The following is a 15018-nucleotide window of genomic DNA, read 5'->3' as shown; positions in this document are numbered from 1 at the left end:
AGGCCAGCCTTAACGGGGCTGGCCTTTGTCTTTTTCAGGAGTAATGATTGGCACAACAAACTTACTGGTAAGTTAAACACCGTTATCATTAATTATACCAGCGCTGTATTTACCCGATTTCTCCCATAAAGCAGTACGGGCACACCGTGCATATTAACTCCATACGAGCAAAAAAATAAATACTTACGAGCTATTTAACAACACATTAGGCGCATATCATGACTGGCAACTGACTATGGGCATAGTATTGGTGTGTAAGAATAGATTACAGTCAATTCAAGCCCCATTATGATGCAACTCTTTACGTTTCCCGGATTCAAAACGGTAGCTTTTTCAGGTTGTAAAGAGACGGCGAAGCCAGTCGTCAGGAGTCGGTTTATAGACGGATTACTTCTCGTTCTCTACCTGTCTTTTCTGATCACTCACTCCTCAACTTCCATCGCAGGAGGACCGACAGCACCTGGTAAAGACCTTCTGCCAAAAGCTACTTTTAGCAACAGCACGGCGACCGTGAACACCTTCGCGTGCCCGACGCTGGCCTTCACGGTTCCGTCGGCAGCAGCCGTAACTCAATGCGCCAACACGACACTGAATCTGAGCGTATCGACCACCGCAAAGGGACCTGATGCCATCCAGTTTGTGTATTTCACCAGCCCACTCACCACCCCTACCAATGCGTACACGGCTACGGGCGGTACCGTGCTGGGTACAGTAGTTTCGGGGACAGCCACGACCAATACAGTTTCGCTCACTAACGTACAACTCCCTGATAACGTAGGCTCAACAGCGAAGACAATCTATATCTACGCGTTATTACAAGCTGCCGACGGCCTTTGCCAGGTAGCTGCTCAGCGTACTGTCATACTCAATCCCCGGCCTGCGGTAGTCATTGGCGGGGATGCTATTTTCTGTCAGGGAACAGCTACGCAACTCACAGCCCTGGGCGTATCGGGCGGTACGTATCAATGGTATTTTAACGGGGGAACTGCACCCATCAGTACGGCTAACCCCTACAACACGACAGCCATCAACACAACCACAACCTATCAGGTGCGGGCTACGCTGGCAGGCTGCGTTTCTGATTTGGTCTCCTACACGCTCACGCCGGTGGTCTGTACATCTTGTGCGGGAGGACCGACTACTATTGGTGGTCAGGTATATCAGGATTTCAAAAGTGAGGGCGCCAGGCAAACCAATGATCTGGGCGTAGGTGGTGTAACTGTTACGATTTTCCAGTGCGATGCAACGGGCCAAAGCACACAGGTGGCTCAGATGCCTACCGACATAAACGGGGCGTACAGCTTCACCGGTTTAACGGCCGGGGCAGACTACCGCGTCGAGTTTAGCAACCTGCCAGTCGGCACAGAGCCAACCTTCCGGGGGTCCCAAAACGGCACAACTGTTCAATTCACCAAACCCGGTAGCTGCTCCATCAGCCTGGGTGTCAATTATCCAGCTGATTTTTGCCAGGCCACGCCCAAGGTAGTAGTTCCCTGTTACGAGAATGGAACCGGAACGGGAAGCACAGCCGCCGGGTTTGTCTCGTTCGACTATAGTTCAACCACCAAACGGGTCGATGGCACCATCGGTGAAATAGGTTCGGTATGGGGAGTGGCTTATCAGCGCAGTTCTCGTAAGGCCTTTACAACGGCGTTTTTGAAACGACACGTTGGATTTGCCGCTCAGGGACCAGGTGGGGTGTATGTATATGATTACAACAATCCGGCAGTAGATCCTCCGTTAGTCGCCAGTTTTAGTTTACAGAACGTGGTTGCTGCCAATGGTGGGCCTGCTATCGACCTCGGTACCGTGACGCGGGTTACGAGTCCTGCTACTGACCCCAATTATATTTCTACGGATAAAAACGCACTCAACTACGATATTGATGCCTTTGCTAAAGTTGGGAAGATGAGTTTCGGCGATGCCGATATGGATGAGACCAATAGCCGACTCTGGCTGGTTAACCTCTATCAGCGCGCTATCATTAGTGTGAACATCAGCGGTACGGCCACGGCACTGAACGGAGCTTCAACCGCCACGCTGTCGCCCCTGACTCATCAATACCTGCTCGATAACCTGCCGGGCGTACCTGCCTGCGGTACCGATGGCGTGTTCCGCCCGTGGGCGCTGGCGTTCCACCGGGGCAAAGGCTATTTGGGGGGCGTCTGCACGTCGGAAACATCACAGGACAAATCGAAGCTACAGGCCTACGTACTGGAGTTTGACCCCAATAACGTTGAAGCGGGTTTTACAACAGTTATGACGGTGCCGATGAACTACCCACGCGAACAGGTTGAAAACAAAAGCATTACCAGCTTTTTTGAATACCGGGTTGGCGGCACCTGGAAAGCCTGGATCAACACGTACGCTGACATAGTGGGCGCACCGGCTGCTCAGGGACGCATTGCCTGGCCCCAGCCTATTCTGTCTGACATTGCTTTTGCCGACAATGGAGATATGGTGATGGGCTTTACAGACCGCCTGACCCATCAGTGGGGGAAAGACAACCGCCCACCCATTGCCGGCAGCACAGCCCAGTCGGATGCCAACGGGGGAGGTGACATTCTTCACGCCTGTTTTGTCAATGGCAAATGGGTACTGGAAGGCACCGCCGGCAGTTGCAAGACCAACGACATACTGACAAACAGCGGGTTTGTGCTGGCCAATGATGGCCCCTCGAAAACGGGTGAGTTTTATCCAAACGACCAATATTTTGACGGAACGAACGGCCATTATGAAACGTCCAATGGAGCGTTGGTTATTCAGCCCGGCCAGAACGAAGTGATTACCACTGCGTATGACATTACGGGGCTCTTCCAGCAGGGGGTTAAATACTTCAGCACGACCACAGGTGCCAACAAGCCGGGCTCGTTTGCCGTCATTCCCAACGGGAATACTATATCCGCATTTGGTAAGGGGAATGGCCTGGGCGATCTGGAAATTTTGTGCGATCTAGCGCCTATTCAGATTGGTAATCGCGTTTGGCGCGACGATAACCAGAACGGTATTCAGGACCCCTGCGAACCGGCTATTCCGGGGGCGGTGGTGAAGCTTTACGATGCCGCCAAGACAACTGTCATTGCCTCTGCCACCACCAATGCTGCCGGGGAATATTACTTCTCCTCGGCTACGGTCGTGGCCGGTACGTCGACCTCATCGGTATCGACCTCGCTGCTGACCTACAACACCACCTACGCGCTGGTGATCACCAGCCTGGGCACCAGTAGCGTAGTAACGGGCCTGAGCATAACCAACATATCACCCGTTACACCCGGCGAAAGCGGTACTACTAACACCGGCACCACGCTGGCAAACAACGACGCCAAACTCGATATGGTGGGTGGCATCAACAGCCCCACCATTCTGCTCACCACGGGCGATGTGGGTGAAAACAACCATACGTATGATTTCGGCATTACGGTACCACCCTGCGTAAAACCAACGCTCGCCACCATTGCCTCGCAGTCGATCTGCCAGGGCAGTGGCGCGTTCAGCTTCCCGCTGGTTTCCAGCATCGTTAGCAACACGGTTACATCGCTGCAATGGTACACCACCAATGCGGCAGGTACGTCGTTCACCGCCATCAGCGGAGCTACCAGCTTGAGCCTGAGTGCGGCACAGGCCGTGGCACCCACCGCCGGGCAGATCAAATACTACGCCCTGATTGGCCAGAATGGTCTCTCGGCACTGTGCTCAGATACGGTCTTTGTGAATCTGTATCAGAAAGCCACCCAGACCATCAGCTTCGTCAATGGCAACATTACCCAGTGCGCCAACACGACGATGAACCTGAGCGTAAGCACCAACGCCAAAGCGCCGGATGCCATCAAGTTCGTGTATTTCACCAGCCCGCTTAGCTCGGCCACCGATGCCTACACGGCCACGGGCGGCACAGTGCTGGGCACGGTCACCTCAGGTACGTTGGCAACCAATACGGTTACGCTTACCAACGCCCAACTGCCCGACCTGGTAGGGTCGACAACCAAAACGCTGTACGTGTATGCACTACTGCAATCGCCAGATGGACTTTGCCTGCCAGCGGCTCAGCTTGCGCTCACGCTCAATCCACGGCCAAGTGTAGCGGTTGGTGGCAATCCTGTCTTCTGCCAGGGTAAAACAACCGTCCTGACGGCTTCCGGTCCGGCGGGCAGCACCTTCCAGTGGTACCTAAACGCGGGTACGTCGGTGGTGAGCACCGCCAATCCTTACACCACACCGGCCATTAGTACAACGACCACTTACCGCGTACGGGGCACGCTGGCTGGTTGCGTGTCGGATGATGCGTCTATTGTGCTGACGCCGGTAGTTTGTACCTCGTGCGCGGCCACGCCGACCAGCCTGGGGGGCGTAGCCTACCGCGACTTCAACAGCGATGGTACCAAAGGAACCGACGATGCCGACCTGAGCAATGTGACCGTTACTATTTTTACCTGTGATGCCAACGGAGCCAGCACCCAGGTGGCCACCATGCAAACCGACATCAACGGGGCCTACAGCTTTACCGGCCTGACGGCGGGTACCACCTACCGCGTGGAATTCTCGAATCTACCCGCAGGCTATGACCCAACTTTCCGGGGTACACAGAACGGCACCACCGTGCAGTTTACCCAGCCCGGTAGCTGCTCAACCAGTCTGGGCCTGAACGTACCTGTCGAGTATTGCCAGACCAATCCAAAACTGGTTACCCCCTGCTATCTGGACGGGGCTGTTACGCCAAACACCACGGCCCTGACTGATGTACTGGTCAGCCTCAACTATGACCTGACCGGTAAAACGGTTGAAGCCACCCGTACCGAAATTGGCTCGACCTGGGGTGTAGCCTATGCCCGCTCAACGAAACAGTTGTACACGGGCGCTTTCCTGAAACGCCACGTTGGCTTGAAAGATGGTAAGCTCGGCCAGATTTACGTATCTGATTTTACTACGCCCGGAACGCCCACAACCCCCTGGCTGGATGTGAGCACCCTCCCCGGCATTGCGGGCAACTGGACGTACCTGACCGATGCCCAACGTGGTCTTACCAATGCGGGCACAGCTAGCCGGGATTCGCTGGCCTTCAGCAAGGTCGCCACAGTCGGGCTGGGCGATGTCGACATTAGCGATGATGATAAGACACTGTATGTAATGGATTTGACCAACCGGCAATTACTAGCTATTGATATTGCCACCAAGACCCTGATTGGCAAATATCCAGTACCGAGCGTTTGTACTACTACCCCAACGACAAGCTATTTCTCGGCCGGAGCTGGCAATACACTCTTCACATCAACTGACGGAAAGCTTTGGAAAAAGGGATATGCCTTTGATCTGGCGGGTACATCACTCAATTACTCTCAGCCGATTACCAACCCCAACAGTGTTACTGCCGGTACGAACAACGCTGCACTCTATGCAAACTCGGCCTATACGCCAACCACCATGCGGTACAGTTTCCCGGTAGGAAATGGCACGTTTGGCGTTAAGCTCCATATGGCAACGAATTTGGCGGGGAATGGTCGGAATACGACCGTATCGGCCGAAGGCGTGGCCGTACCGTCGTTAACCAATTTTGACACCTATGCGCAGGCAGGCAATCAGGTGAATGTGGGCATCACACGCTCCTTTACAACGACCGTAACCGATGGCGTACTGACACTGGACTTTAGAGCGAACCCCGGTGGTGGCGCTGCCCTTGTATCTGGTTTTGAGTTAACCCCGCTGAATAGTACATCTGCCGGCGAAACACGGCCGTTTGGTTTGGCCGTTCGTCATGGAAAGGTGTATGTAGGAACCGTTTGCGATGCCAGCTACTCACAAAGCCGCAACGATATGCAGGCGAGTGTGCTTGAGTTTAATCCGGCAACGGGCACCTACGCAGCAACACCTGCTTTAACGTTTGCACTCAATTACAAAAAAGGCGCTAATGCAGGTGGCTGTAATAATAGCTGGGAGCCCTGGACATCCGTGTATCCCAACAACACAGCCAATGGTATCGGTTGTACACCCTTTGAGTTCTATGCACAGCCTGTGCTTTCTGATATTGAGTTCGATCTGGATGGCAGCATGATCCTCGGCTTTTTCGACCGGATGGGCCACCAAATGGGCGCTGTTAGCAATTTTACCCCCGATGGACGCGTGAGCAACAATGGAGCCGTAGGTGGCGACATTCTGCGGGCCTATTTCAATGGAACTTCGTATGAACCGGAGAGTAACGGCAGAGAAGGAGTTAGTAGTACGAAGCCTGTTACGACCGGCCAAAACAATAACGAAGGCCCCGGCGGTGGTGAGTTTTATTATGGAGACAATACGTCTACAGGACCGTCGATAGGCCATTTTGAAATCAGCATGGGTGGGCTTGCCTACAAACCGGGTGCGGGCGACATCCGGCTGACGGCGGGCGATCCGCTAGTCTATAATACAGGTGGTATCTTATCGCTGGATAACACGACTGGTGCCAAAATAACCGCTAACTCAATTGCGCTTTACACAGGCGGAGTAGGTGGTGTTCAGTATAAATCCAACGGCCTGGGTGATCTCGAAATCCTCTGCGACCTGGCTCCTATCCAGATTGGTAACCGCGTTTGGCGCGACGATAACCAGAACGGCATTCAGGACCCCTGCGAACCGGCTATTCCGGGGGCGGTGGTCAAGCTCTACGATGCTGCCAAGACAACGGTTATTGCCAGTGCCACCACCAATGCCGCCGGAGAATATTACTTCTCCTCGGCGACGGTCGTGGCCGGTACGTCGACCTCATCGGTATCGACCTCGCTGCTGACCTACAACACTAATTACGCGCTGGTGATCACCAGTTTAGGCACCAGCACAGTGGTTACTGCGCAGGGCCTGTCGCTAACGGATGTGTCGCCCCTGACGCCGGGCGAAAGCGGGTCTGTAAACTCAGGTACGTCGCCCATCAACAACGATGCGAAAGTGGATGTAGTCGGCGGTCTCAGCCTGCCTTGTATCAAACTCACCACCGGCGGGCCGGGCGAAAACAACCATACCTACGATTTTGGTATCGCCAAATTTGTCTGTAGCCTGAGCGTTACAGCCGCGCCATCCTCTACCCTGATCTGCGCCACCAGCTCGGCCACGCTGACAGTAGGTTGCCAGACAGGTACGCCGCTCTGGAGCACAGGGGAAACCATCCCGTCGATCATCGTAACGCCGCCCAATACTACGACCTATTCAGTGGTATGCCAGTCGGGAAGCTGCGTTAGTCCACCCGCCGTGGCAATTGTCACGGTCGCGCCACAACCCAGCGTGGGTCCAGACCAAACCTTGACTTGTTCTAACGGTGTGGTGCCGAGCAGCGCCACGCTGACAGCCCAGACGAACAGTTCGGTGCTGACGGGGCAGTGGTACGCCCAACCGGGTAACCCATCGGCCACCACCTTCGCCAACGCCACCAGCCTGACCACCACCGTATCGGGTCTGTTACCAGGCCAGACTTACCGCTTTGTCTGGGCCAACACCACCACCGGATGTGCCAATGGCGTGGTCATAAACGTCGGTACCTGTGGCCCTCTACCAGCTACGTACCGGTTAGCCAAAAGCGTGGATCTGAATCGAACCGTTAAGGGAGGAATAGTCACCTATACCATTTCGCTGACCAACACGGGCGGCACAACCGGCACCAATGTTGTCGTTACGGATCAGTTCAGCACCACCGCCGTGACCTTCATCGGCAGCGCTACCGCCTCATCGGGTACGTTCACCCCTGCTGGCAACAGTGGTAGCTGGAGCATCGCCTCGCTAGCTCCGGGCCAGGTAGCGACCCTAGCCTTACGGGTGCAGTTGGACGCGGAAGGCATCACGTACAACACGGCTACAGCCCCTAACGGCCAAACGGCTACAGTGTGCACCAGCGTACCTTTCAAGGTCTGCGCCAACGCGTCGTTCCAGTTCATCCTAACCGCCACCACTGGGCAGGCCAGTTACCAATGGAGCCGAAACGGGCAACCCATTACAGGCGCCACCAGCAATACGCTCTCCGCCACTGAAGTAGGTGAGTACACCATAAGCGGCGGTTGCCCCAATGGGACATGCTGTCCGTTTATCATCGAAGCCACCCTATTACCCAGCCTGACAGCCTTGGCTACGGCAGCTACCTGTACCGGAGCTACACCGCTTAGTAATGCCAAAATCAGTCTCGTAGGGTCGAGCACCAACGCCATTAGCTACAACATCAGCCTGGGCAACAGCTTCACCGCCAGCGCTCCCCTGTTCGCCACGAATCAGTCGTTGGCTTTGGTTGTGGGTAGCGTGCTCGCCAGTGGATTGCCCAACCCTGCTTTGGCTCCGGGTCAGGTGTACACCATTCGGGTATACAGCGCCGATGGTTGCTACAGTGATACGCTGGTAACGATTCCACCAGCTCAGTGTAACTGTACGCCAGTATGTGTGCCGGTGAAAGTACGTCGTACAAGATAGACTTTGTTTTCACTGTAAAAGCCCGGCTGGCTCGTCTGACATTCAGGCGGACCAGCCGGGCTTTTTTTACGGAGAAGGATTGAAGCTGAATCCAAAAGCAACGTCCAAAATCCGCCATCCCAAATCCAAAATCCGTAATCCCACTCAGCTTGCTTTGTCACCCAGCATATCTTCCTGATACAGCGTTTTCACCAGCACCATCGTGATCACCAGCAGCGGCGCGGCCATGACCAGACCCAGCGTACCGGCAAACGCACCGATCACGACCTGAACAACCAGCAGTAATGCCGGTGGAATATCATTGAGCCGTTTCTGAATAATGGGCGTGATAATATTACTTTCAACGGCCTGAATGGTCACGTACAGGATAATCACATACAGGGCTTGCTGAGGTCCGTCGAGAAGCGCGAACAATACCGCCGGAATAAGCGCCAGTATGGGTCCCAGGTTTGGAATGAAGGTAATGAGTGCGGCAAACAGCGCCAGAATACCCGCCAGCCTGACATCGAGCAGCCACAAGCCCAGGCCACTCAAAATTCCCACAATGCTCATCGACATAACGGTTCCGGCTAGCCAGCCTAGCAGCGACGTACCCAGCTTATCTAAAATATGCCGAGCCCGTTGCCGACCCGCAGGCGGTACCAGCCCAACTATGCCGTCGACGTACAGAGTAGGTTGAGCCGCCAGAAACAGGGAAATGAAGAAAACGATGTAGAAATCGGCCAGTGCGCCAAACGTGGTCGAGGCTACGCCAAACGCGCGGTTGGCCAGCTTACTTCCCCCGCCATCTTTCACCAGCTGCTGAGGTGAATCAGGAAGCTGATCAACCAGTTGCCGACCGATCGAACTTTGCTCAAGTTGCTTTTTAGCGTTTTGTAAAACTTTAGGCAATTCCTCCTGCAATTGGGTAATCTGTTCACCAATCTGCGGGGCCACCAACGTACCTACGCCCGTCAACAAACCAAGCAGCAGAAGCCCCACCACACCCAGCGAAAGGCCAACAGACCAGCGCGTTTTGTGGCTTATCCACCGAGCAGCAGCCCGTAACGGCAGGGCAATTAACACACCGGCCAGCAACAGCAACAAAACGTTGAATGAGGACCCCAGCAGCCAGATTAACCCAATAAAAAACAAGGTGATGCCGACGGCAATGCACACGCGCTGTACAAAAACGCGGTGATCGACAGGAGATTCATTCGATGTATTCATCGTTATTTTCCAGACTAAACGTTGAGTAGTTGCCTGAGAAGATGGACATCAATGAGCGTAAATTCCCACGCGTTTCTTCGACAAACTGTTCAGAAGAAACGGTAGGCTGGGCTGATTGTTTAGCCCGAGCCGTTTGGCGAAGCGTGATTAGCAATTTTGGGGCTTCACGCTATAGGTTGCTGTCGCGTGGCCACCAAACCAGCATCAGGCGGTGAGCCTTTCCATGCGCTGAATGAACGTTCTGAGCCAGCTTGTTTTCAGTAGCAGGCCGAAAAGCAGGATACCGGTCAGGGCACAGGTTATGCCCGCCAGCACGTCGAGTACATAATGATGACTGGTGTATACGGCCGAAAACCAGATACCCACCATGACAATGGCAAACAAAACGTTGACTAGCCCCAACCTATTTTTTAGCCCGTAATACAGCACAATTACCGGGTACGATGAGTGGAGCGAGGGCATGGCCGCAAACACGTTCGAGCTTTTGGCGTAAATGGAGCTGAACACCGACAACCCCGTTAGCTGATCGAACTGAGCAAGGCCGGCCGTATTGCCGGGGGTGTTGGCCTGGAAGTCGAAACCGTGCACCTGCACGTACCAGGGCGGCGCGGCCGGGTAGAGGTAATACACCACAAAACCAAGCAGATTGACCAGCACGAACGTTAGCGAAAACAGGAAGAATTCGGAGCGCTTTTTCACGAAAAGCCAGGCGGCAAACAGCAGAGGAATAGGCACCCAGGTCAGGTAAAAAATTCCGGTCGCGATGGTCAGCGGGTTAGCTCGGTGCAGGAGCCAGTACTCATTAGGCGTCAGTATCGACGTAGCTGTAGTGATGCCGAACAGCTGCTTCTCCAGATTGTACAGCGACTCGATGTGGACGCTGTTGTACGCGTAATTCGGAAACGCTTTCATGTAGTCGAAAACGATCCAGTATACCACGAAGATGGAGAAGCCGATGATAAATTTTCGGCTCTGTTCCGAGGCATAATACAGGCCGTTGACCAGCCCAACCAGCACCAGCTGATCCGTTTTAAAACCAACTAGTTTATAGGAAAGAATCAGGTACGTGAGCGTGGCCAGACTCAGCCACAACGAACCCCGGCGGGAGATCGGTCGGGGAATGTCAGAGAGTTGATTCATACTCGTTTTATCCCTTCCTACACCATAATGCGTTCTACCAGCGCCTCCCCGGTCGATGCGTTGGTGCCTTCAAACTGAATATATTTTACGTTGGGCGACCACATGGTACCACCTTCGATACGCAGATACACTCGTTTCACAATCACCTTTTTCTGGTTTACCGTTGCATATACGTAGTAGCTATTCTGTGCTGTTTTCGCCAGATGAAACGGCAACTTTTTGTAGGAAACAAAGTTGAATTCGTACTCCTCATTCCGCAGCGGACGGGTTTTAACGCCGTAGGCAAACGTACGTTGAATGTACGAAAGCTCCTGTTGCTGGCTTTGCTCAGTGTAGCGAATCCAGAAGACCTTTATCGGCTCTTCTTTATCAATCTGACCATTTTTCAGGTTCAGTGCACAAATGATCGTGTTTGGATTTGGGTCGCGTTGCAGGTAAAACAACTGGTTAGGAATATTCTTTGGCACCGGAAACGTTACCAGCGGATTTACCCGGTCGGGTACGTTGGCCGCTACCGGTTCACCAGCCATGCCGCCCAGCAGCAACAACACCAGCATCAGTGCCGTTGGCGGTTTGGGAGTTTTCTCTTTCTGGTCGAGAGCTTCTTTGGCGTCGAGCAACCGGTTATACGCCGTAATGTTGGTCATAACGGCCATCACCGCCAGCGGCAGCGTGAAGATCGACATGGTTTCAAAAACATGAACGGGAATTCCCGGTATGAACAATTTAAAATCGGAGCCCAACACGGGGGCCAGTATACCGCAGGCCAGCGCCGATACGCCAATAATAATGACCCGTTCGGGCCGTTGCATGAGGCCACCTTTGCACTCGACACCCAACCCCTCGGCACGGGCACGAGTGTAGCTGACCATCATCGAGCCAATCAGGGCAATGAAAGCAAAGAGAGAGCTGAAAAAGTAGTGCTGCGCAATGAGGTAATAGCAGATACCCAAAAACAGAATCAGTTCGCTGTACCGATCGAGCACCGAGTCGAAGAGAGCCCCGTAGAGGGAACTCATCTTGCCCAGACGCGCCACCTGACCGTCGAGCATATCGAACAAACCGGCGAAGAGCACCAATGCACCCGCCCAGCCAATGTAGCTGAAATCGCCCCGCTGTTCGGGTTCGCCCCCGGCAATGAAGATCAGCGCCACGCCAATATTGAGCACCAAACCAATGGTAGTAACCATGTTCGGTGTTAGCCCAACCCGAATCAGCAGCCTGACAAACGGGTTGATGAGGGTGTAGATACCCAGTTGTATTTTGGTGCGAAATGGAAGAGCCTGTGACATACCGGAATGGCGTTAAGCATTAAAAATCAAACGTAGCGCGAGTGCGTATACCCCACTGCGATACGTTTGGATGATCGAGATAATTGAGTCGCTTGACCAGATCGATCCTAAAAAACTTCAATACGTTGGCAACGCCCACACTGGCTTCCATATACGGCGTTTGTTTCAGCGCGTAGGTATAAGGCACACCAAAGGCATCCGTCGGAAACTGGTAGAGCGAGGGGTTCAGCTTAGGGTCATTTTCGGGACGTAGTCCGCCATATAACGCTTTTACCGACACCGCTTCGCGCCATTTCAGTTTCTTCAGCAACGGGACTTTGTTGAAAAAGAACCCATTGAATGAATGGTCGATGCTCACACTGGCGTACCGGTCAGAGACAAATTCCAGAAAATTCATCAGGTTGTAAGAATTTAACTGATACGCGTAGGTTTGGTTGGCCCGGTGAATAGTTAAGAGCGGAAAAGGCACCTGCCCAAACAGATAACCGCCCTGCACCGTCACGTTCGAGAAACCAATTGGCGACATAAAAAGTCGTTTGCTGACAACAGCCGTCAGGTTGTGGTAATTGTACTGGCCATTAAACGGGCCTTTGAGCCCGGCCGTGTACCGCACCGTAAACACAGGATAACGACCAATGATGGGTACGCGGTAAATCTTGCCCTGAAAGAACTGTTCGTTTGGTGCCCAACGAGCCTCGACCGAGATTTCGGACGTAGTAACCGTAGGCGTAGGTACGTTCTCTCCATCGCCCGGCCGCATGAATGCCAACGTACCTGCAGGCGACTGTTGCCAGTTTTTCAGGCCAATGCTGTACGAAAAGTGATTCTCGAACTCGTGCATGTAGTCGATCCGGTAAGTGTCGTTGTATAGCCATTTGTCGTTTACGCCGCGTTTGAACGACAGCAGAAAATTATCTTCCTGCACAAACTGAAGCTCCTGCCCCGGAATCTTGGTATCGCGCTGGAAACTGCTCCGAACGTAATGCTGCGGAAACTGGTAGATCGATTTGTTATTGATGGAATAGGTGCCGCTTAGAAAATACTTCCACCGTTCGTCTTTGAAACCATAAGCGGCGTAGGTTTCGGCATAGTAGCGTTTGCTCAACTCCGGTGTGGTGCGCCCGCCAATGCGGAGTCGAAAGCCTTCGATGGGGTTGAAACTGTAGAAGGTATTGGCCGGACCAACTTCAAAGGCACCAAACGATTTATAGCCCGCAAAGAGGAACGTGAGCGTTTGCATAGTGCGCCGAAACGATGGCATTCGTTTCAGGCTGTCGATGTTGGCATACACCTTCGATTCGGCGGCCGAGAGCGTATCGTGGCGGTTAGAAGCCCAAAACTGATCGGGTTGCGTGTCGGCCTGCGTGTCCATTACCTGAGGCGGACCATCATAGAACGCCTCAGTCTGAGGCTGACCGGTTTTGTAATTTCGGTACGATAGGGTTCGCTGCCCGAAGATACCGCCGCCTTTGCTCTTACTCACGCCGAAATCGGCGAGCAGATCACTCCGGCTGAGGTAATATTTACCGTCGGTGTTGGGCTCGAACTGCTGCCGGATTTGCAGGTCACGTACCCAGTTCAGGTTGATGCGGGGGTTTACCGAGAGGTTGATGCGCTGAACGGCGTAATTGCCGTCCAGGGTGATGTACATCTTGCCTTCGAACAACATATCGGTGGTGTTGCGCGGTACAAAGTGCAGACCAGCCAGTTTGGTATTGCCAACGGTGATGGTATCGGCCAGAAAATACTGGTAAAAGGTGGGCGCACTACCGGCAATCGGACTCAGAAACTGATTGGTCATCAGGAAGATGGCATTCGAGTAAATATCGACTTTCGAATACATCCGATTCAGGTAAATGCTAAGTCCGTTGCTATCGAAGTACTCGCCAAAATCGACCCGCTTGTTTCCTTTTACAATGACCTTCTCTCGGCCGGGGCTTTTGCGGAAGTAATGCTCGGCCAGTTTTTCTTCCAGGTAAATGGGCAACAGCGATTTTCCCGGTAGGGTGGTTGTATCGCGATTGGCCAGCAGGAACCGGTATTTCTGAAAAATCTTACGGTCGGCAACGTTGGTCGATACGCTACTTAACGAAAACTGGAGTTTATCGTATTCTTCATAGGCCGCGTAATCGTAGCTTCCGATCTGATTTTGCTCTTTGCGGCTGATCACATTCCGAATCAGTTCCACGGCCGGATTGTCTTTGTTGCGGTAACGTTCCCGCTTACCGCTCCGAACTACCAATTCATTGAGTACCTGCGAGTCAGCTTCCAGCTTGATAATCAGGGTTTGGGTAATACCGGGCGTAATTTCTTTGGTGTAGGGCTTGTAGCCAATAAAAGATACCGCCACTTTGGTAAAGTTACCGGCGCCCTTCAACGAATAGCGGCCTTCATCATCGGTAGTGGCTCCAATGGAAGAGCCCACAAAAATGATGTTGGCAAACAAAAGAGGTTCCCCGGTTTTGCCATCTACGATAGTGCCGGTAACGGTAGTCGTCTGTGCGCGGGTTAGGGTACTACTCAACCATAGTAGTCCGCTCAGCAACAGGGCCGAATACCGAAATACCTTACGTAGTGATGAAGTCATGACAAACTGAAGACAAAGTCTTTCTGTAAGACGTAATTGTAGCTTACGCCAACTAAAACGGCTACGGTCGTTTTGGCTACCAGATACTGGACATCCATAAACTGCGTAGCAACAAACAGGCCACCGGCATTAAGACCGGCATTGCCCAGCCAAACGAGAACAAACCGCCCAAATTGCGGCCCTATGGGTTGCTTATTATCAGCGAATACCCATTTTTTAGAAACACCAAAACTGACAAGCCCCCCCGAAACAGCCCCGAGCACACTGGCAACGATGAACCAGTAATGCCACCACTGAACGATGACAACCGTGGTCAGAAAGTCAACAACAGAGGCAGCCAGCGAGGTGGTTTGTACTTTGGCGAAAGTGCGCATT

Annotated in this window: 6 protein-coding genes; 1 reads left to right on the top strand and 5 read right to left on the bottom strand. The window is 53.3% G+C overall.

The features are described from left to right. The first annotated feature begins 288 nt into the window (after positions 1 to 288). Complete coding sequence (locus tag ACAW87_RS01255) at positions 289 to 8415, top strand: SdrD B-like domain-containing protein (protein WP_370721327.1); 8127 nt, start codon at positions 289 to 291, stop codon at positions 8413 to 8415. Between the two features lie 144 nt (positions 8416 to 8559). Here ACAW87_RS01255 and ACAW87_RS01250 read toward each other — a convergent pair whose 3' ends face one another. The 5 genes from ACAW87_RS01250 to ACAW87_RS01230 all read right to left on the bottom strand — a co-directional run bounded on the left by ACAW87_RS01250 (position 8560) and on the right by ACAW87_RS01230 (position 15017). Continuing rightward, positions 8560 to 9624 (bottom strand): AI-2E family transporter, encoded by a 1065-nt coding sequence (locus tag ACAW87_RS01250; RefSeq protein ID WP_370721326.1) that lies wholly within the window; start codon positions 9622 to 9624, stop codon positions 8560 to 8562. Positions 9625 to 9828: 204 nt separating this feature from the next. Then, complete coding sequence (locus tag ACAW87_RS01245; RefSeq protein WP_370721325.1) at positions 9829 to 10764, bottom strand: phosphatase PAP2 family protein; 936 nt, start codon at positions 10762 to 10764, stop codon at positions 9829 to 9831. A gap of 17 nt (positions 10765 to 10781) precedes the next feature. After that, entirely contained in the window at positions 10782 to 12056 is a 1275-nt protein-coding gene (locus ACAW87_RS01240) for a DUF4833 domain-containing protein (protein WP_370721324.1), read from the bottom strand. Positions 12057 to 12075: 19 nt separating this feature from the next. Beyond that, positions 12076 to 14643 (bottom strand): DUF5686 and carboxypeptidase-like regulatory domain-containing protein, encoded by a 2568-nt coding sequence (locus ACAW87_RS01235; RefSeq protein ID WP_370721323.1) that lies wholly within the window; start codon positions 14641 to 14643, stop codon positions 12076 to 12078. Beyond that, positions 14640 to 15017, bottom strand: coding sequence for a GtrA family protein (locus tag ACAW87_RS01230; protein WP_370721322.1), 378 nt, complete (start codon positions 15015 to 15017; stop codon positions 14640 to 14642). The genes ACAW87_RS01235 and ACAW87_RS01230 overlap by 4 nt, the downstream gene beginning before the upstream one ends. Position 15018 lies beyond the last annotated feature (1 nt).

This window comes from Fibrella aquatica (genome assembly GCF_041321135.1).
Classification (GTDB): domain Bacteria; phylum Bacteroidota; class Bacteroidia; order Cytophagales; family Spirosomataceae; genus Fibrella; species Fibrella aquatica.
Note: the sequence above shows the minus strand (reverse complement) of the source record. Positions and strands in the feature narration are given on the sequence as shown.